Origin of the sequence: Antarctobacter heliothermus, assembly GCF_002237555.1 — a bacterium.
GTDB lineage: Bacteria > Pseudomonadota > Alphaproteobacteria > Rhodobacterales > Rhodobacteraceae > Antarctobacter > Antarctobacter heliothermus_B.
The window spans coordinates 202,869-221,915 of the sequence record NZ_CP022540.1 but is presented as its reverse complement, the minus strand read 5'-3'; the positions used below and the strand labels follow the sequence as shown (position 1 = coordinate 221,915).

The following is a 19,047-nucleotide window of genomic DNA, read 5'->3' as shown; positions in this document are numbered from 1 at the left end:
ACTGAAGTTGGAAGAAACAAACCATCAGTCAATCCATCGTCAGTACCGTCAGTACCGTCAGTACCGTCAGCCGGACACCGAATGGCTGACGATACTGACGGTCAATTAGCCTTGTTTTATGTTAATGACGCGCTGACCGGATTTGCCTTCGCGCGTGGTTATGCCACGCGCTGGCAGATATATGAGGGCTGCCAGTGCAGCATCGTGACTGGTCGGAGAAAGGCAGGTTACCTCAATGCCAACGTCGGCTTTCAGGAAGCTGCATCGCAGCGACGTTCGTATGAGTGAACGACAGCTATCGGCCGCAATTGCCATTCCAAGTTGTCCAATGACGCCAAGAATCCGCATCCTCCACGCGCACCAAAACGACGACGATCATGGCCAATCCAAACCACAGTACATCGAGTCCCCAGCACAGACCCTTGACCAAACCCCAAACCGACCGTCCTTACCCCCGTCCCACACCCTCAAACCCTAACAAAACCTGAAAACGCCTCTGTAACCCCTTGATCTTGCAAACTCGGCAGGCTGTCCACGCGTGGACAGTTTCCCCAAGCCCCTCTCCCATTGGCATCCAAATCCCCAGCGGGCACACTCCTCCCAACGGCCAGCCAAGGAGGGATTCGCATGAAAGTCGGTATCGTCGGGGCAGGCATGGTGGGCTCTTCCGCGGGCTTCGCGTTGGTCCTGCAAAACATCGTCTCGGATCTTGTCCTGATCGACCTCAACGCCGCCCGCGCCCGGGCAGAGGCCGAGGACATCGCCCACGCCGTCCCCTTCGCAGGCTCCACCATCGTCCGCTCCGGCACCTACAAGGACATCGCCGACGCCGCCGTGGTCATCCTCGCCTGCGGCGTCTCCCAGAAGCCGGGCGAGACCCGACCCGAACTGCTCGGCCGCAACGCCGAGGTGTTCCGCGCCGTCATCGGCGAGGTCATGAGCGTTTCCCCAAACGCCATTCTGTTGGTCGCCAGCAACCCGGTCGACGTCATCACCGATATCTCCACCCATCTGTCCGGCCTGCCGCCCGCCCGCGTCATCGGGTCGGGCACCATCCTCGACACCGCCCGCTTTCGCTGGCTGATCGGGCGGCACCTTGGTATCGCGCCGGGATCGGTCCACGGCTACGTTCTGGGCGAACACGGCGATTCAGAGGTGCTGGCCTGGTCCAACACCTGCGCAGGCTCAGTGCCGCTGACCGCCTTTGCCGCCCAAGTCGGCGCGCCTCTGACAGCCGAGGTTCGCGCCCGTATCGACACCGGCGTGCGCCGCGCTGCCTACACGATCATCGCCGGCAAAGGCGCGACATGGTACGGCATCGGGGCGGGACTGGCCCGGATCGTCAAGGCCATCGCGCGGGACGAACAGGCGGTGCTGTCGGTCTCGATTGTCGAAAAGGAGGTGTTGGGCGTGCCCGACGTGGCGCTGTCCTTGCCCCGGCTCGTCGGCGCGCAGGGGGTGTCCGCCACGCTCTGGCCTGATCTCAATCAGGAGGAAACAGAGGCGCTGCGCCTCTCTGCCAACCTGCTCAAGGATATGTCGGACAGCGTGGTGCTGCCGTCGTGATCAGACGGCCCGCGCCACCACCAGCCAGTTGGGCAACTTCTTAGGATAGCCGCCGGTTTCGATTATCTCGAAACCGGCCGAAATCAGTGCGGACTCGATCTGAGCAGGCCGCATGCAATGCACCGGGGCAGGGGCCTTGCCGATTTTCTGCAACCCCCAGATCAAGGGGCGAAACCACGGCTTCCCCCCCAGACAGGGCGTCTTGGAGATGAACAAGCCGCCCTTGGGCAACAGCTTGCGCACATGCGCCATGACGGCCGCCGGATCATCGACCAAGTGCAGGAGGTTAAAGGCCAGCACTGAGTCGAAAGTCATCCCGGCGCCTGCCGTCTCGGCCGCATCGGCGACAAAAGACACATGATCGACGGACGACGCCTTACCAGTGGCAATCCGCACCATTTCCTTTGATATATCGGTGCCCAGATACCCCGCCACACAATCGGCCAGCTTCAACGCTGTTGTCCCGGTGCCGCAACCGATTTCCATCACAGACATCTCAGGCCGCAACCAGTGCCGCACCCGATCCAACGTGGCCTCATAGGCGTCCATGTTGCCAATCGGTTGTGTCGAATATTTCTGTGCAATGCCGTCCCAAAATGCCACTGGCGTCATAACCCTGTCTCCATTCAATACGTCTGGAGCGCTCATACGGCAAAGCGTCGCGATTAGGGATTGCCGAATACCGCAGCGGACCCATGCGAAACCGCATGAGCCCACCGTCGGTGCGGGGTGTTATTCCGCAGCGTCGCGTTTGGGAAGGACCCAGTCAGGGCGCACGAAATGACAGGTGTAGCCACCTGGAAGACGTTGCAGATAGTCCTGATGCTCAGGCTCCGCCTCCCAGAAATCGCCCACGGGTTCGACCTCTGTCACCACCTTGCCGGGCCAAAGCCCGCTGGCCTCGACATCCGCGATGGTGTCCAGCGCGCAGGCCCGCTGGTCCTCATCCACATAGTAGATGGCCGACCGATAGCTCATCCCGACGTCGTTGCCCTGCCGGTTCGCTGTTGTCGGATCGTGGATCTGAAAGAAGAACTCCAGCAACTTGCGGTAGGAAATCCGCTTTGGATCAAACATGATCTCGATGCCTTCGGCATGGGTTCCGTGATTGCGATAAGTCGCATTCTTCACATCGCCCCCGGTATAGCCAACGCGGGTGTCGACCACTCCGGGCATCTGGCGGATCAACTCTTGCATCCCCCAGAAACAGCCCCCCGCCAGTATCGCTCGTTCGGTCATCGGATGTCCTCCACCTGATCCATCAAGGCTGCGTAACCCTCGGCTTCCATCTCGTCACGCGGTATGAACCGCAGCGAAGCAGAGTTGATGCAGTACCGCAGGCCGCCCTGATCCATGGGTCCATCGGGAAAGACGTGGCCAAGATGGCTGTCCCCATGACGCGAGCGGACCTCGGTACGGATCATGCCAAGACTGTTGTCTCGAACTTCAACAATATTGTCCGGCTCGATCGGTTTGACAAAGCTGGGCCAGCCGCAGCCTGATTCGTACTTGGCCGCCGAGGCGAACAGCGGTTCACCGGAAACCACGTCCACATACAGCCCCGGCTCTTTTGTGTGCAAGAATTCGCCGGTGCCCGGACGCTCTGTCCCGGCCTCTTGCGTGACGTGGTACTGCTCGGGGGTCAAGCTGTTGATAACCTCCGGTCTTCGCTCATATTTCGCCACTTTGTCCTCCTATTCTGCCGCGCCTCCCATTAGATGGGGTTGAGGCTCATTTTTCCAAGCGAATTGTCACCGACGTCACGTTGCCTTGTGCGGCCCTTGCGCGAAAGGGGGGCTGCTGCCATTTAACGGTCGAGTGACAAGTGCTTTCTCCCAAGAAAACGACTGTCGCTCCGGGCGCTGGGATGGCAGCTCAGCGCCCGTCCTGCTTTCCAGAGAGGCCGGAAACACGCGCTTGCAGTCGCAAAACTGCCCAGCGGGCGGCGTCACGGACCGCTTCATCAGTATCCTCGCACAGCGCCTGAACGCTTGGGATCAGAGTGGGCAAACCGGAATTTCCAATTGCATAACACACGTTCCGCACAAAACGGTCGCGCCCGATCCGCTTGATCGGAGAGCCGGAAAATCGCGCCCGAAACCTGGCATCGTCCAGCATTGCCAAATCCGCCAATGGCGGCGCCACCAGATCATCCCGCGCGTGATACTTTACCTCTTCGGCCCGCCGGGCGAACTTGTTCCACGGACAGACCGCTAGGCAATCGTCACAGCCGTAAATGCGGTTGCCCAGCCCGGGGCGGAGTCCCTCATCGACCGGCCCCTTGTGCTCAATCGTCAGGTAGGAAATGCAGAGACGTGCGTCCACCTGATAAGGCGCGGGAAAGGCGTTGGTGGGACAGATGTCCAAACAGGCGCGGCATGACCCGCAGTGATCGCGCTCCGCGCCGTCCGGGGTCAACTCCAACGTGGTAAAGACGCAGCCCAGAAACAGCCATGACCCCAACTGCCGACTGACCAGATTACTGTGCTTGCCTTGCCAACCCAGTCCGGCTGCCTGTGCTAGCGGTTTTTCAGGGACCGGCGCAGTATCCACAAATACTTTGATCTCGCCGCCCGCCGTGTCGATTAGCCAGCGCCCCAGCCGTTTCAGCCGTTTCTTGACCACATCGTGGTAGTCGCGGTTGCGGGCATAAACGCTGATCGCAGCCCGGTCACGGACCTCCAGAACGGCAAGCGGATCGTCGTCGGGGCCATAGTTCTCGGCCAGCATGATGACTGATTGCGCCTCGGGCCAAAGCACGTCAGGCGCGCCGCGCCAATGGACACGCTCCGCCAGCCAACCCATTTGACCATGGTAGCCCTTGTGTAGAAACCCGCGCAACCGCGCCATAACCTCGGGCACATCGCCGGGACGGCAGATCCGGCAATCGGCAAACCCAACGTCCAGAGCCTCACGTTTTAGGCGCTCAGTCAGATCCACCAAACCGCCCCCTGTTTCTTCTGTCTGAAAATATCCCGGGGGAGTCCCGCAGGGACGGGGGCTGCGCCCCCACCGATTTTTCGACGAAAAATCGCTGCCCGCTCAGAAATCAAGGTCAGCATAATGTGCTGGCGGCGGAAAGCCCGGCACCTGATCGGCCAGAATCGACCGAAAGGCCGGACGCGATTTGATCTTGGCATACCAATCCTTGACCACCTCCGACCGATGCCAATCCACGTCTGAGATGTAGTCAAGGCTCGACAGATGTGCAGCGGCAGCAAAATCGGCCAGCGTCATGCTGTCCCCCGCCAGCCAGCGACGGTGATCCAGCAGCCAGCCCATGTAGTCGAGGTGATACTTGACCGCCCGTGCCCCGGACTTGACGTTGCCGCTGTCGGGAAACCCAGCCTTCATCACCTTCTTGTTCACCCGCTCATACAGCAGCTTCGAGGTGACCTCGTTGTGAAACTTGTCGTCGAACCAGCCAATGATGCGGCGCACCTCGTAACGGGCGTCGGCAGAGCGCGGCATCAACGACGGCTCGGGGTACTTCTCTTCGATCCATTCACAGATCGCGGCGCTTTCAGACATCGTCTTGCCGTCGATCTTCAGCACAGGCACCTTGGCCGCCGGGTTGCGGCGCAGGAAATCCGGATCCTTCTCCCAATAGCGCTCTTCGACCAGCTCGCATTCGATCTTCTTTTCCGCAAGGCTGAGACGCACCTTGCGGCAGAACGGGGAGAGGGGAACGTGATAGAGCTTGGCCATTTGCGATCCGGGGTTCGGGGAACCCCCTCTACTTGCCGTGAAAGCGTGGCGGATTCAACGGGGTTGATGGCCTGTGGCAATCGCACGCCGGATCGGACGAGCCGGGGCAGGGGCTTTCCCTGGGTCTTAGGCCCGGTCTAGGGTGTGTGTATGACACAGCTTTCCCTGCACCACATCTCACTCCCGGTTCGTGATCTAGCGCGGTCCGCAGAGTTTTATGATTACACATTGGGCCTCCCCAGACTGCCACGGCCAGAATTCGGATTTGACGGGCTATGGTATGGGTGCGGTGACGGGCAGTTGCACCTGATTGTCAACCCAGAAGGTACCTATCGCAACGGGCCGGTCACCGGCAGGGACATTCATTTTGCCTTGTCGACTAAGGACTTCGACGGTTTCATCGCCCGGCTGTCAGCGGCGGGGTACAGCGAAGACGCTGCACCCGATGACCCCAAGCGCCTGCGCGTCCAGCGCGACAGTGATGCCGGGTTTGCACAGGTCTTCCTGATGGACCCGGACGGGCATCTGGTCGAGATCAACCGCGCCCGCGGTTGAGCCGCCTCAGTCCGCCGCGCGGCGGATGCGATAGTGCGTCTCGGCTGCGAATTTGCCTTCGATCACCGTTTCATCGCCATCGGCCCAGCGGATCGCGACCCGGGTCGCCTCAACCGCGGCGCCAAGTCCAAAATGCGCGACAGGTGCGTCGAATGACATGAAACCGCCGCCCAGTTGCAATTCCTGCATCCGGGTCACGCCGTTTGTATCTGTCACCCGGATCGTCGCACCGATGCCATCGCGGTTGCCGGCCAGATCCTCGAACGACACCGTCAGTGCGCGGCCCTCTTGCGTATTGTTGCGGAACACCGCCAGCGGGCCGTTCACCGTATAGGTGACGATATCCAGATCGCCGTCGCCATCCATGTCGAATTGCGTCCCAGCCGCCGTCATCAGATAATCCTCCAACCCAAATGGGCCAGAGGCCTCGGCAAAGCCGTTGCCGGTGTTGTGGTAGAACAGGTTTGACGGGCTGACCTCATTCGGAACCCATGTGCCGTTGACGATATAAACATCCTTCAACCCGTCCTCATCGAAATCGGCGATCTTGGTGTCCCAGCTCCAGCCGCCAATCTCCAGCCCCATATCCTTGGCCACATCGGTAAAGCCACCGGCGCCGTCAGAGGTCAGCAGGACGTTAAAGCTTTGGATCTGGGGCAGGGCAGCATCGGCTTCTTCTGCGGTGAAGGGGCGCGAGGGCATGAAATGCACGTCGCAATAGGCGCGTGCCTTGTACTGGCCCGCCGGGATCATGCCGCACAGATCCGCGTCCTTGCGCTGAATCGCCAGATCCTTGATCAGCATGGCCTTGCATTCAGCCTGATCGCGTCCGGACAGATCCTGGCAGCGACTGGCATAGCTGGGGTCAAAGCTGTTGCCAGAGCGATACCACTGTTTGATCGCCATGTTCCGCGCGCAGACCGCGCGCTGATCGTCTCGGGTGATGGCATCGCAGTAGCGGTCCAACGGCTGCATCTTCAGCTTTGCCGACACCCCGGAAGACCGTCCGGCGATTTGCGCCAGATACAATTCCGGCGCGCCATCATTGGTCAGATCGACGGTCTTGATCGCCATGGTGGTTGTGGTGGTGTGCGGGATGATCCCGTCTTGATGCGTGATCGCGCGAAAGCCACCGGCACCGTCACCCAAATAGTAATAGTCCGGCACCTCAAAGTCATTGCCGACAAGCAAATCCGCCTTCCCGTCGCTGTTGAGGTCGGTGAACAGCATCGACAGCGTCTCACCGGGGATGCCGGGCAGGACGGTATGAGCTGTGCCCGTCAAAGCGCCTCCTTCGTTCCAAATGACGCGATTGCGAGACTCCTCGCCCGGTATGCGGCGATACCAGCCTGCCGCCCAATTGCCGACGCCAAGATCAAGATCGCCGTCGCGGTCCGGGTCGCCAAAGGTCAGTGCCATGCTCAGCGGCGCGTCGGGCGTGTTGTCGACCTGCTGCGGGACGCCAAATCCGTCCGGGCCGTTCATCAGGGTGAAGTTTCCGCGCTGGTAGGTGGCCAGAAGCAGGTCGCGCCAGCCGTCGTTGTTGATGTCGACAAGAACGGCGTTGAAGACCGGCGCATCTGACAGCGGGCCGAGGTCAATCTCCATCGGAGTGAACTGCCCTGTGCCGTCGTTGGAATACAGGCGCAGGCCCACCTCGGTCGAGGCGACAGCAAGGTCGATATCGCCGTCGCCGTCAATGTCACCAGAGGCAAGGCTGCGCCCCTCCCAGAACGGGGGCCACATGTCGGCCATGGAAAACTCGATCGGTTGAGCCAGCCCGATCTCCCAGCCTTCCAGCCGTGTAAAGACAGTCTCAGCGGCTGGGGAGGGCGACGCAAAGGGGCGCGGTTCGACGATGATGCGGGGCGCGTCGGGCGTTGTGACAGTCCACGGATCGCCCTCGGCGGCCTGTGCCGCCCAGAGAAGGGGCGCGTGGGACGCCTCGCCGGTCAACATTCGCAATGCGCGATCCGTTTGCCATTCGTGATAATAGTGCGCGCCCGCACCGGACAGGATGCCCAGTCCCGCGATGCTGGCGGCGAGCCAGAGACCGGCGCGCAAGCCCACCGATTGCGCCACAATGAAAAAGGAATAGACGCTGAAACTGCCCAAGGTGAATAGCAGTGCCATGACATAGCCGTGGCTAAGGCCCAGACCCAGCAGCGCGCCGGTCACGACCACGTCAAAGGCGATCGGCACCGGCAGGAAAACACCGACCAGAGCGATCAACACCAGCACGATCAAGCTGAAATTCAGCCCAGTGATCAGATCCTGCGGCAGCAGCGTGGCGACCACCGCCCCCAGCATCCCTGCCAACAGCATCAACGGAACCGTCATCTTGACGATGTACCAGAGGTTTTTCAGATAGCTGACCAACACGTCCCACAATGCGCGATGTACGTCGCTGAGAGGCGCGGGCGGCACGGTGGCCACGCGCTGTGCCGGGGGGATTTCCTTTTGCGGTAGGTGGCGACAGATCAGCGGCACGAACACAAGGATGACCAGTAGGCTGAGCGCGATCTTGGTCAGGGCCATGTAGAACGGCAGCAGGCTGAACAACATCGTCAGCACGACGACGTTCAGCGTCGGTGAGGCGATCATGGCTGACAGTGTGGTTTCCGCCCTGAGACCACCGGTATACATGCCGCGCGCGATGGGCGCGGCGCAGTTCACGCAAACTCCCAGCGGTGTGCCGATGGCCAAACCCAGTGCGCTGTTGGCAAAGCCACCGTTAAAGCTCTTGCGCCGGACGTAGGGCGCTGCGGTCAGAAAAGCCGCGGCAAAGAGCACGCCAAAGGTCATGCCCTTTTTGTTGGTGTTGATCCAGTTGAGCGTGGACCAGAACATGCGCTGCAGCACAGTCATGTCTTCGGTCAGCGGATATTTTGCCTCAAAGCCCAGCGGATCCTCCAAAAGAATGCCGCCTGACATCATCGCCTTTTCGTCCAGCGCAGGGTAACGCGATCCGGTCCAGAACAGATAGGCCAAAACGATCACGATGGTGGATGCGATGGCAAGGCGAAGCCAGTCAGTTCGGGCGGTGCTGTCCACGGTCTGTCTTTCCTGATTTGGGTCGTTTGAGGTGATGGCGTCATGAAGCGTCGCCATGATCGCCACAGCCTAATGGGCCAAGCTCGTCTTGAATGTAAAACGCCCCGCTTGCGGTCTGCAAGCGGGGCGTGGATCAGCTACGCCGCAGCGTGATCATGTGCTGGATCAGTCGGCTTTGTCGGTCAGCGCAGTTTCCAGAACGGCGATACGCTCGTTCAGCTGCGAAATGTAGATATGCGCATGCTCTAGTTCGTTCAGCATACCCAGCACCTTCTGGGTCAGGTCATACTGTCCCTTTTCGACGGTCGGACCGACGTTGGGCAGATATCCAAGGTCATACATCATTTCGGCGCGCGCCGAGATCGGCAAGATGTTGTAGTCATCCGCAAAGACCGCGTCGCAAGGGGTCGCACAGCTGCCCGACGTGGTAATTGTACCAAGCAGGGTCAGGTTGCCGCTGCTGTTGAGCAGGAACTCGGACGCACCGCCATTGGCGTTGATTGCGAGCGCGCTCAGGCCCTTGGCAGTTGCGAAATCCCAGTGGTCGGGGGAATCGGTGTTGTCCAAGCGGAACAGAACGTCACCGTTGTTTTGCAGGGTCATAAGCGCACGAAGAACGGGAGTACTGCTCACTTCGTCAATCAAAAGAGCCGCTGTTCCGTCGGTGCGGCGAACATGCAGCGCGGCAGTCGGACTGCTAGTCCCGAGACCAACCTCACCGGTTGAATCGATGTAAAGGCTGTCCCCAGGGGCGCCAGGCTTGGCACGGAAGAACAGCTTGCTGCCGTTGGTCACGTCACGGATGAAAAAGTTCGACTCGTTTGCGGCGATGTCATAGGTCTGCGCGGTGAAACCGTCGCTGCCGTCCTGCTCAAGACGTAGGGTGGGTGTATTCCCCTCGACGACGTGGATATCTACAACTGGGTTGGCTGTCTTGATGCCGACGTCACCGTCAGCCTCGACGTACAGGGAGTTGACCGGTGCACCAGCCTCGACCCGGAAGGGAATGCGACCGGCGGTCGAATCCTCGATCGCAAAATAGCTGGCGCCGCCATTGCTGGTATCGTTGGCAACCAGACGCCAGTCGTTCTTGGGAAAGCTCGCGGACGTTGACGTGTCGTCAAAGTGTACCCGCAGGTTGTTTTCCTTGAGCCGCAGCGTGTCAAAACCAAAGCTTTCGCCGTTGTTGCAGTCGTTGCCGACGCACAGGCTGAACGTGATGATGACATCATCAAGGTGTTGAACGTCGGCAGAGGCGCTGCTGGACAGCGCCACCCAGGCACCTAGGCCTGCCGCGGCAATCTTCCGCGTCGATTTCGTTTTGTTGGCCATGGTGTCTTTCCTCGCGCGCGTTTGTTCGTTTATCGAATCAATTTTCTTCTTCGGTCATCTCGTCAGGTGTCGTTATGACGCCACGGGAAACGACGAATCGTCCGGTCAGGTAAAAGGATTTCGCCGCAGTGTCCGAGGCGGCGTCACCGCGCCCGTTGTTTTGTGGGTTGACGATCTTGACACGCTCTTCGGTCGCGGCCGTCAATTCATAATTGTATACGCCGTCTGTTGCCTGACCGCGATCCAGTTCGAAGACCGGCGTTCCCGAGGCCGCGAAGACCGTTGTCATCTCGCCATTGGGCGCCACCACGTCAAGCTCGGCATTGGACAGGCCGAACCAGTTCACAAACCAAAAAGCGGTGGAATTGTGCTGCGCCACAGGGTCTGCGGCCTGAGCCATGCACGCTGACAGAGTGAAAACGGCGGTCACAAGGACGCGAAGAGAAGTGCCATTGCGCATTATGGTTCCCTTGTATCGGGGTAAATCAATTTCAACACGACTGTAACAGTTTGCTCTTATTCGGTTCCACAATGCCCTGAAAGATTCCGCATGGTCAAGTTTGATACGCGTTTGGGGTGTATTTAAGGGCTTTCGTTTTGCCATTCGGCCCATTTCTTTTCGGCGCGTGCTTGCGCGTCATTGATCTGGTCTGCGGTCATCTTCCCGCTCCAATGGGCGCTCAATCCGGCGGCGCCGTCAAAACCGCTGGTTCCGGCCAGCACAAGCCACATCTGGCCAAGGACAAAGTCCTGTGGCACGCCAAGGCCGCGAAAGTACAATAGCGAAAGATTGGCCATTGCAGGCGCGTGCCCCGCTTCGGCGGCGCGGTGCATCATCAGTGCCGCGCGGATATCGCGGCGCGGATCACGCAGATCGTCCTCAAGCACTAGATAGGCCACCTGAAACTCGGCCACCGGGTCGCCCGCGCGGGCGGCTTTTTCCAGATCCTTCAACGCGGCTTCGTCGGTTGGCGGCGGCGTAAGTCGGACATCGTAAATCAGGTGATCGGTTTGTTGCGGATCCGCAACGCCCTGTCCACCTTGGCGGTAATAGGCCGCGGCCAGGTCATCGCTTTGCGGAACGCCAAAGCCGTTTTCGTAGAGCACACCCAGATTGGTCAAGGCCTCGGGTAGACCCTTGTCCGCCGCCGCCTTGAACAACTTTGCGGCGCGCTCATAATTCTGAGGCACTCCATCGCCGCGCACAAAGAGCAAGCCAAGGTTGTTGAGCGCCCGAGCATGTCCAGTGTCAGCGGCCCTCTGATACAGCGCGGCAGCCTCGGCAAAATCTTGTGCCACGCCTTTGCCATTCTGCAACAGAACGCCAAGGCTGACCGCCGCATCGAGATGCCCGGCCTCTGCCGCGCGACGGTAAAGAGTGGCCGCGCGGGTCAGCGCCGCCTCGTCCGTTTGCGCGGCCTCGATCACCAACGCCAAGTCATACAGGTGGCCCGCTTTGCCGCTTTCCGCTGCGCGTTCCAACAGGGCGATGGCGCGCGGCAGGTCGCGCGGTACACCCAGACCGGCGTGATACAACCGTCCCAGCCGGTTGGCGGCCTCTCGGTTACCGGTCTCTGCGGCGCGGTCATACCATTGTGCGGCCCGGGCATAATTCTGCACTACGCCATCGCCGTTTTCAAATCTTTCGGCGATGGCCAATTGCGCAGCCGGATCGCCTGCCTCGGCGGCGGCAAGCAAGTCGCCCTGCGCCAGCACAGGCGCGGTCGCAAACGCAATCACGACGGCAAGGGGGCAAAGCAGGCCGCGCATGGTCAGTTGCCCTCTGGGGCTGGCACGCGCAGGGCGTCGGTTTCAAACCATGTACGCGCGGCAGCCTGCGCTGTGGCGATCTGATCAGGCGTCATCAATGCGCCTAGTACCTCGCGTTTTTCCGGCGCGTCGGGATGCCCGAAGGTAGCCGCGATGTTGTACCATTTGTGCGCCTCGACATAGTCCGGCGTGCCGTCATGGTCGCCGCGCGCAAGGATTCCGGCGAGGGTGAACTGGGCGGGGCCGTCGCCAGCATCCGCCGCCGCGCGCATCAGCGTCAGCGCCTCTTGGTGACGTGCCATATCAGTGTCGAACCAGTGCCGTGCCAGGGCCGACTGCGCCGGGATATTTCCGGCCTTCGCCTGCGCGTCCAGCCAGTCAATTGCACCGTCGCGACCCGCCTTTGCTGCCGCCAGAACCCAAGGCACCGCACGCTGCGGCGCTGCCCGTCCGTCAAGACGCCCTTCGGCCGCTAACCGCCCCAGTTCTATACGCGCAAGGCGGGCGTCCGGGGTTTCCAGCGCACGAGTGTACCACGACAGCGCGGTGTCGAAATCCTCGGGCACGCCAGAGCCAATCTCCATCTGCCGCGCCAGCGCGACCATGGCGCGCCCCAATCCGTGTTCGGCCCCCATGCCGTACCAGCCCGCCGCCTGTTCCAGATCCTGCGGCACGCCTTCGCCTCGGGCAAAGGCGTAGCCAAGGTTGCTCATCGCTCCCGCGTCGCCGGCCTTTGCAGCCAGCGTCAACCAGCGGAGCGCCTCTTGCGGGTCGGCAGGCACGCCGTCGCCTTGCAGATAGCGTGTGCCAAGCATTCGCTGGGCCATGACATGCCCGGTTTCTGCCGCGCGGCGGAACCAGTCCAGCGCCTCGACCCGGTTGGTGGCACCGCTGTCGGGATTGTCCAGCAACAAGGCAAGCTGGATTTGCGCCTCTGTCAGGCCTTCACCGGCGGCGGCGCGCAACCAGCGCAGTCCCTCGACTTGATCGTTGTTTTCGAACTGAACCGCGGCTAGCGAGAATTGGGCCATGGCGTGACGCTGTTCCGCAGCGGCCAGCAGCCAGTTGAACGCCGCGTCCTGATCCCGTGCGACGCCCTGGCCGTTTTGATACAGCAGACCCAGCAGATATTGCGCGCTGGCATCGCCGCGGGTGGCGGCGCGGGTTAACAGATCGGCGGCCTTGGCTGCATCGCGCCCTGGCCCGCCCGCTACATCGCTGAGATAGATCCGGGCCAGCAGCGTGGCGGCCTCGACGTGGTTCTGTTGCACGGCTTTGTCCAGCCAGAGCGCCGCGCCCGCAGGGTCGCGCGGGCCTCCGCGCCCCTCGATCAGCACGCGGCCATACCGGTACTGCGCCAGTGCCGTGCCAGGATCTTCGGCCAGTGCCTTGAGGCCCTGCCGCACTGTGACAAAATCCCCGGCTGCCCAAGCGCGTTCGATCGCGGCCATTTCCGGCACGTCCAGCGTTTCGGCGGGCGGGTCGGCCACGTCCTGCGCGATTAGCGGCAGCGGGGCAAAAGCGGTGGCCGAGGCCAGCAAAAGGGTGGCAAAGGGTCGAAACAGGGACGTCATGGTGGATGGCTCCGGTTCTTCACGGGCGGGGTGCAGGGCAACGCGGGGCGATCCTAGCGATCCTGACACGATGCGCGAGGGGGTAGTGCATTCACAGCAAGGTTTTTTCAAACAGCCAGAGCAGCGCACCCGCACCAGACAGGGCCGAGCCAAACGGCAGAGCAAGGTCGCCTTTCAGAGTCCGGTGGAGGGCAAAGGTGACGCATAGCGCCCCCACGGCCGCGACCAGAACCAGCAAGGGCAGATCAAACGGGCCGGTCAGGGCACCAAGGCCGGCCATCAACTTCACATCCCCCAGACCCAGCCCCTCGCGCCTGCGCAATGCCTTGTAGCCAAGGCGAAGGGCCAAAAAACTGCCCATTCCCAATAGGCCACCCGCCAGCGCCTGAACGAACACGCCCTGCGCCAGTGCTGCGCCAAGGCACAACGCTGCCAGCGCGGCGGTCAGCGCATCGGGTAGGCGGAACCAGATCAGATCGCAGACTGCCAGTGCCAGCAGCAGCCACAACAAACCGGCAGAACACCAGACCTGCCAATCGGACCCGCCGCGCAACAGTGCCAATACCGCCAGCCCCAGAGCTGCGACTTCCATCAGCCAGAGCCAGCCGGGAAATGCTGTGCCGCAATGGCGGCAACGCCCCCGTTGAATAGGATAGGACAGCAGCGGCACCAGTTCGCGCCACCCCAGTCGCGCGCCACAACTCCGGCAGTGCGAGGGCCGCGCCACCACGTCCTCGCCGCGCGGCAGTCGGTCGACCAGCACAGCCAGAAACGATCCGATCGCCGGGGCAAGAAGCAACAGCAAGAGCGTCGGCAAGGCTGTCATGGGCCTCCTTTGAGCCGCCAACTCATTGTCAGGCGGCAATTGTCTGCCTGTGGGTTCTTGTCTAGGATCGTCGCAAAACGTCAAGAGCCCCCGGGGAGCATATGTCACAAACAAAACAAGCCGCGCCGCGCCGTGCCGCCGACGCCGGCTTTTCGTTGCTCGAACTGATGGTGGTCGTGGTGATCCTGTCGATCCTTGCGCTGGTCATCGTGCCGCGCGTCATCGACCGCCCGGATCAGGCTCGCGCCGCCCGAGCGCAATCGGACATTGCAGCGGTGCAGGCGGCCATCAATCTCTACCGACTGGACAATTTTCGGTATCCCACCACCGATCAGGGGCTAGAGGCGCTGGTGACCCGTCCCAGCACCGAACCCGTACCGCAGAACTGGGCGTCGGGTGGCTATATGGACCGGGTGCCGCAGGATCCGTGGGGGCGGCCCTATCAATATCTGCAACCGGGGGTTCACGGCGATTTTGACGTGTTTACCTATGGCGCGGACGGGGTGCCCGGCGGCACCGGGGCGGATGCGGACATCGGGTCGTGGACGCAGGGGTAGCGCCGCGTGACGCGGGCTTCAGCCTGCTGGAGCTGATGGTTTCGGTCGCCGTACTGGCTGTGTTGGCGGTGGGGGCTGGGCTGGCCACCGGGTCTGCCGTGTCACCCGCCGCGCGCGATGCGGAGCGGTTTCGCCGTGCGCATGACCAGAACTGGGCGTTGGCTATCCTAGGACGAGAGCAACGCGGTCTGTCCGTCACACCAGATGCGTTGGCCCTGACCCGCAAGGGCGAGAACGGCTGGAACACCGGCGCGCGGCTCTATGATTGGAGTGGGCAGGCGCAGTTTTCGGCGTCAGGCCCGCTACCGGACCCCGGCACGCCGGACATCGTGTTCCGGTCTGACGGCACCAGCACCGCCTTCGCGCTGGTCTTCAGCAGCAGACGCGGCGCGGCATGGCGGTGTGCCTCTGATGGGTGGAGCAAGTTGACATGCAGCGCCCAGTGACCCCTTCGCCCGATCTCCCCAGAGGGCTGACCCTGCTGGAACTGGTGATCGCCATTGCCATCTTGTCGCTGGGTACACTGGCGACACTGAACGCCATCGGTCAGGCGCGCACCACGCTGGGCGGGGCAACGCCGCGTCTGTTGGCGCAACTGGCCGCAGAGAACCGGGCCGAGGAACTGCGCCTGCCCGACAGCGGCCCGCTGCCCGCGACGGTCACTCTTGGTCCCTACAGCTTTGACATTGATACGCGCCTGCGGACCACTGCCGCCGGATTGACCCGCGCCGATGTCAGCGTGACCTCCCGTGGTGGTCCGGGCGCGACGCTGGTGACCGTGCTGCCTCCGACGCGGGTGCCATGATGGTGCGGGGCGACAGGGGGCTTTCGCTGATCGAACTGGTCGTTGCGATGGCGCTGTTTGCGCTGGTTGCCGTGATGGGGGTGCAGACCCTCAGCGGGACGATCCGCAGCCGGGATGTTCTGACCGCCCGCGATGACCGGGATCAAAGCCTTGGGGTGACGCTTGCGCTGCTCCGGTCCGATTTGGACCATGTTGCGCCGTTGCTGTTTTTTCCGCCTGCCAGCCCGCCGCAATCGGCGCTGTATCAGGGCGCGTCGGAGGGGCAGATTGGGCTGACCATTGCCGCACCAGCCGGGGCCGATGCGCCGTTCCAACGCGCGGAATGGCGGCTGGACCGTGAGGCTGGCGTTCTGTCGCGCCGCTACTGGCCGGTCACAACCCCGGCTCGAGACAGTCTACGCACCCCTGCGCGGGACTTGCTGGACGGGGTTCAGGCTCTGCGCCTGCGTAGCTACTGGACGGGATACGGCTGGATTGAGGGGACCGGCGCAGACCTGTTCGTCAATGCCCCGCCGCCCGGCGCTGCGGACGGTGACACCGCCTTTGCATTGGTCGCCAACACCTATTCCGACACGCTGCCCGCCGCGATCGAGATCACTCTGGTGATCGACGGGCTGGGAGACATCCGCCTCATCGAGGTACTGCAATGAGGGCGCAACGCGGCTTTATTCTGGTCAATGCACTGGTTCTGGTGGGGGCGCTGGCGGCGGCGGCGGCGGTGCTGCTGATCCGCGCCGAAATGAGCGTTCAGCGGCAGGCCGCATGGCAAGGCGCGGCGCAGATCGACGCCTATCTGGACGCGTTCGAGGCCTTGGCGATAACCGTGCTTGAGGCGGACCCCGCCGGGGGACCGGACACGACGACCGAAGGCTGGGCGCAGCCGATTGTCGCCGTCGATCTGGACCGCGGTGCCGTCACCGGGACTATCGAGGATTTGCAAGGGCGTTTTAACGTGAACTGGCTGGCGATCCCGGATGACCTTGGCGCGCAAGAGGGGTTTGCCCGTCTGCTGGCCGGACTGGGCATGCCGCCAGAACTGGGCACACAAATCGCAGGGTTTCTATCTCCGGGCGGGCCTCTGAATGTTGATGCCTATTCGGGTTTGGACCCTGCCACCCGGCCGCGTGGCGGGCCGCTGCTGGACACCCGCCAACTGCTGGGGATGCCGGGCCTGTCGCGGGCACAGTTCGACCGGCTGGAGCCATTGATCGCGGCGCTGCCCAGCGACACCCGGTTGAACGTCAATACCGCCACGCCTGAAGTGCTGGCTGTCTGGCTGCCCGGCATGACGGCCGAACGGGCGCAGCGTCTTGTGGCGCGCCGCACTCGCGCGCCGTTCACGTCGGTGCAAGATTTCCTGCTGGAGCTGTCCCCCGCCGTTGCTGCCGAACTTGATGACACGCGGATTTCTATCGGATCAGAGTGGTTTCTGGCCCGCGCCTCTGCCCGGCTGGACGGGCGGGTTGCTTCGCGGCGTGTGGTGTTGTCGCGGCATCCGCTTCCTGTTGGCGTGTTGGTCGACTATCGTTTGCCGGATGATTGACAAAGTAGACATAAAAGCGCCGCCTCCGGACCCCGGATTGGCAACGGCCCCGATCACGGAACCGGCCCCGCGTGGCCGCTATGTGGCGCTGGTGCCGGGCGAAGAGGTGCCAGTGGTGACGCTGGACCTGCCAAAGGGATTGCGCGGTCGCGGGCGTGAACAGGTCGCCCAACGGCAACTGGCCGACATGCTGGGCGCGGACGCCGCGACGCTGCAACTGCGGCCCTTCGCGCCCGAGGGCATGGCCGAAACCTGGTCCAAGGTCATGGTCGCAGAGCGCGGGCAGATCGCAGCGTGGCGCGGGCAGTCCGGACGGCGCTGTGCGGCGGTGTTGCCCGACTACCTTGCGCTGCCGGTGGCCGAGGGGATGTGGACAGTCGCAGGCACGCCCGACCGGGTGCGCGTGCGGTTTGGCCCCGGCGATGGCGCGACGACCACTGAAGGCGCGCTGTGCCTGCAGGCGGCGCGACTGGTTGCAGCGGGCGAGATCCCCCAACAGGTCTTGCGGTACGGAGCGCCTCTGCCGTCCTTCGAGGGGTGGTTGCAGCAGGTCGGCATTCCACTAGAGACCGATCCGGACAGGACCGGGTCCGCGCCGTTGCGGGCCTTTTCACGCGGGGAATTGACGCTGGATTTGCGTGCCGATCCGCAGGCCGCGCGCACGCGTTTGCGGCGGCAGGTTCGGGCGTGGCAATGGCCTGTGTTGACGGGGGCGGCGGCGGCGGCGCTTTGGGCTACCACGCAACTGACGGTGATCCATGCGGTGAACGAAGAGACTGCGACCGTGACGGCGCGCGCGCTACAGGCGACGCGACAGCATTTTGTCCCCTCTGGCCCGATCCTCGACATCAGGGTGCAGGTGGCGCGGGTTCTGGCGGATGAGCGCGCCGCCCTGCGCGCCAGCAGCGATGAGGCGTCGCCGCTTGATCTGTTCGCCGATGCGGCACCTGTGTTGTCTGGCGCTGGTGCTGACCTGCAAACGGTTGCCTGGGAGCCAGCGGGCGGGATGCGGGTGGTCTTGAAGGCGGATGATTTCGAGGCGGTCGATGCGCTGGTTGACGCGTTGGCCGCAGACGGACTGCGCGTGATCGTGCGTGACGCTCGGTTGGCCGAGGACACTGGCCGCGTGACAGCCGATCTGGAACTTGGCCTGCCGGAGAATGGCGGATGACGCGCGCGCTGGTTGAACAGATGTTGAGGTTGACGGGGCGAGAGCGGGCGCTGTTGCTGGTGATGTGTCTTGTCCTCGCCTGCGGCGCGGCGGCGGGTCTGCTCTGGCCCTTGCTGGAGCGGCGGGCAGCGGCGCAGGCGGCACTGGATGAGGCGCGGGCCGTTGACGTCTGGGTCGCGGCGCGGGTCAGGGATTCCGAGGTACTGCGCTCTGCCACCGGTCCCGGCGCGGCCGCGCCCATCGGGCTTGCGGCGGTGCAGCGCAGCCTGGAAGGCGCGGGATTGATCAAGAACGTGACAACGCTTTCGGCACAGCGCGGGGACGGGATCGAGATGCGGTTCAACGCAGTCAGTTTTGACCGGCTGATCGCCTGGCTGACCCAGGTAGAGCCGTTGTGGGGTTATCGCTTTGCCGCTTTCCGCATAGAGCGGGGGACCGAAGACGGGCTGGTTTCGGCGGTGATCGAGGTGGTGCCGCAAGTTCCATCAGGGCAATGACCCCGGACCCTAATCTCCGGACAGTGCAGCGAACGCGTGATGTTGATGGAGGGAAGGTCAGAGATCATCACGACCTTTGCCGAGGATCA

Annotated in this window: 21 protein-coding genes; 10 read left to right on the top strand and 11 right to left on the bottom strand. The window is 62.8% G+C overall.

The window, feature by feature from the left end:
* Nucleotides 1-81: 81 nt before the first annotated feature.
* Both ANTHELSMS3_RS25385 and ANTHELSMS3_RS01115 read left to right on the top strand, forming a co-directional pair.
* Nucleotides 82-288, top strand: a complete 207-nt coding sequence (locus ANTHELSMS3_RS25385) for a hypothetical protein (RefSeq protein ID WP_157733371.1) — start codon at nt 82-84, stop codon at nt 286-288.
* A 339-nt stretch (nt 289-627) separates the two neighbouring features.
* Entirely contained in the window at nt 628-1,566 is a 939-nt protein-coding gene (locus tag ANTHELSMS3_RS01115; protein WP_094033271.1) for an L-lactate dehydrogenase, read from the top strand.
* Here the strand turns inward: ANTHELSMS3_RS01115 and ANTHELSMS3_RS01110 are convergent, their stop codons facing one another.
* From ANTHELSMS3_RS01110 to fzlA, 5 genes are all read right to left on the bottom strand, one after another.
* Nucleotides 1,567-2,178, bottom strand: a complete 612-nt coding sequence (locus ANTHELSMS3_RS01110; RefSeq protein ID WP_094033270.1) for a class I SAM-dependent methyltransferase — start codon at nt 2,176-2,178, stop codon at nt 1,567-1,569. It lies immediately after the preceding gene.
* Between the two features lie 120 nt (nt 2,179-2,298).
* Nucleotides 2,299-2,805, bottom strand: coding sequence for a peptide-methionine (S)-S-oxide reductase MsrA (gene msrA / locus ANTHELSMS3_RS01105; RefSeq protein ID WP_094033269.1), 507 nt, complete (start codon nt 2,803-2,805; stop codon nt 2,299-2,301).
* On the bottom strand, nt 2,802-3,251 hold the full coding sequence (gene msrB, locus ANTHELSMS3_RS01100; RefSeq protein WP_094033268.1) for a peptide-methionine (R)-S-oxide reductase MsrB: 450 nt from the start codon (nt 3,249-3,251) through the stop codon (nt 2,802-2,804). The genes msrA and msrB overlap by 4 nt, the downstream gene beginning before the upstream one ends.
* A 190-nt stretch (nt 3,252-3,441) precedes the next feature.
* Complete coding sequence (gene queG / locus ANTHELSMS3_RS01095) at nt 3,442-4,509, bottom strand: tRNA epoxyqueuosine(34) reductase QueG (RefSeq protein ID WP_094033267.1); 1,068 nt, start codon at nt 4,507-4,509, stop codon at nt 3,442-3,444.
* Nucleotides 4,510-4,608: 99 nt separating this feature from the next.
* Complete coding sequence (fzlA, locus tag ANTHELSMS3_RS01090; protein ID WP_094033266.1) at nt 4,609-5,274, bottom strand: FtsZ-binding protein FzlA; 666 nt, start codon at nt 5,272-5,274, stop codon at nt 4,609-4,611.
* 150 nt (nt 5,275-5,424) lie between these two features.
* On the opposite strand from fzlA, the gene ANTHELSMS3_RS01085 reads away from it, so the two are divergent.
* A complete protein-coding gene (locus ANTHELSMS3_RS01085) occupies nt 5,425-5,829 on the top strand; it encodes a VOC family protein (protein ID WP_094033265.1) in 405 nt (134 codons plus the stop codon).
* Nucleotides 5,830-5,835: 6 nt separating this feature from the next.
* On the opposite strand, the gene ANTHELSMS3_RS01080 is transcribed toward ANTHELSMS3_RS01085, so the two are convergent.
* From ANTHELSMS3_RS01080 to ANTHELSMS3_RS01055, 6 genes are all read right to left on the bottom strand, one after another.
* Nucleotides 5,836-8,940, bottom strand: a complete 3,105-nt coding sequence (locus ANTHELSMS3_RS01080) for an FG-GAP-like repeat-containing protein (RefSeq protein WP_094036844.1) — start codon at nt 8,938-8,940, stop codon at nt 5,836-5,838.
* Between the two features lie 108 nt (nt 8,941-9,048).
* Entirely contained in the window at nt 9,049-10,215 is a 1,167-nt protein-coding gene (locus tag ANTHELSMS3_RS01075) for a hypothetical protein (protein WP_094033264.1), read from the bottom strand.
* Between the two features lie 37 nt (nt 10,216-10,252).
* The gene (locus tag ANTHELSMS3_RS25380) at nt 10,253-10,819 is read right to left on the bottom strand and encodes a hypothetical protein (protein ID WP_157733370.1); all 567 of its coding nucleotides are present in this window, start codon (nt 10,817-10,819) and stop codon (nt 10,253-10,255) included.
* The gene (locus tag ANTHELSMS3_RS01065; protein WP_094033262.1) at nt 10,798-11,985 is read right to left on the bottom strand and encodes a tetratricopeptide repeat protein; all 1,188 of its coding nucleotides are present in this window, start codon (nt 11,983-11,985) and stop codon (nt 10,798-10,800) included. The genes ANTHELSMS3_RS25380 and ANTHELSMS3_RS01065 overlap by 22 nt, the downstream gene beginning before the upstream one ends.
* Nucleotides 11,986-11,987: 2 nt before the next feature.
* Nucleotides 11,988-13,559 (bottom strand): tetratricopeptide repeat protein, encoded by a 1,572-nt coding sequence (locus ANTHELSMS3_RS01060; RefSeq protein ID WP_094033261.1) that lies wholly within the window; start codon nt 13,557-13,559, stop codon nt 11,988-11,990.
* Nucleotides 13,560-13,650: 91 nt separating this feature from the next.
* Entirely contained in the window at nt 13,651-14,385 is a 735-nt protein-coding gene (locus tag ANTHELSMS3_RS01055) for a prepilin peptidase (protein WP_094033260.1), read from the bottom strand.
* A gap of 101 nt (nt 14,386-14,486) precedes the next feature.
* Between ANTHELSMS3_RS01055 and gspG the strand changes: the two genes are divergently transcribed.
* Genes gspG through gspM form a run of 7 tightly spaced genes read left to right on the top strand, consistent with a single transcriptional unit; the run spans nt 14,487 to nt 18,958 of the window.
* Complete coding sequence (gene gspG / locus ANTHELSMS3_RS01050; RefSeq protein WP_094033259.1) at nt 14,487-14,942, top strand: type II secretion system major pseudopilin GspG; 456 nt, start codon at nt 14,487-14,489, stop codon at nt 14,940-14,942.
* The gene (locus ANTHELSMS3_RS01045; RefSeq protein WP_094033258.1) at nt 14,927-15,388 is read left to right on the top strand and encodes a type II secretion system protein; all 462 of its coding nucleotides are present in this window, start codon (nt 14,927-14,929) and stop codon (nt 15,386-15,388) included. The genes gspG and ANTHELSMS3_RS01045 overlap by 16 nt, the downstream gene beginning before the upstream one ends.
* Nucleotides 15,373-15,747, top strand: coding sequence for a type IV pilus modification PilV family protein (locus ANTHELSMS3_RS01040; protein WP_094033257.1), 375 nt, complete (start codon nt 15,373-15,375; stop codon nt 15,745-15,747). The genes ANTHELSMS3_RS01045 and ANTHELSMS3_RS01040 overlap by 16 nt, the downstream gene beginning before the upstream one ends.
* Nucleotides 15,744-16,397 (top strand): type II secretion system protein GspJ, encoded by a 654-nt coding sequence (locus ANTHELSMS3_RS01035; protein WP_094033256.1) that lies wholly within the window; start codon nt 15,744-15,746, stop codon nt 16,395-16,397. The genes ANTHELSMS3_RS01040 and ANTHELSMS3_RS01035 overlap by 4 nt, the downstream gene beginning before the upstream one ends.
* A complete protein-coding gene (gene gspK / locus ANTHELSMS3_RS01030) occupies nt 16,394-17,290 on the top strand; it encodes a type II secretion system minor pseudopilin GspK (RefSeq protein WP_094033255.1) in 897 nt (298 codons plus the stop codon). Before ANTHELSMS3_RS01035 ends, gspK begins: the two co-directional genes overlap by 4 nt.
* Before the next feature lie 37 nt (nt 17,291-17,327).
* The gene (gspL, locus tag ANTHELSMS3_RS01025; RefSeq protein ID WP_198319861.1) at nt 17,328-18,461 is read left to right on the top strand and encodes a type II secretion system protein GspL; all 1,134 of its coding nucleotides are present in this window, start codon (nt 17,328-17,330) and stop codon (nt 18,459-18,461) included.
* A complete protein-coding gene (gspM, locus tag ANTHELSMS3_RS01020; protein WP_094033253.1) occupies nt 18,458-18,958 on the top strand; it encodes a type II secretion system protein GspM in 501 nt (166 codons plus the stop codon). The genes gspL and gspM overlap by 4 nt, the downstream gene beginning before the upstream one ends.
* Nucleotides 18,959-19,047: the final 89 nt, after the last annotated feature.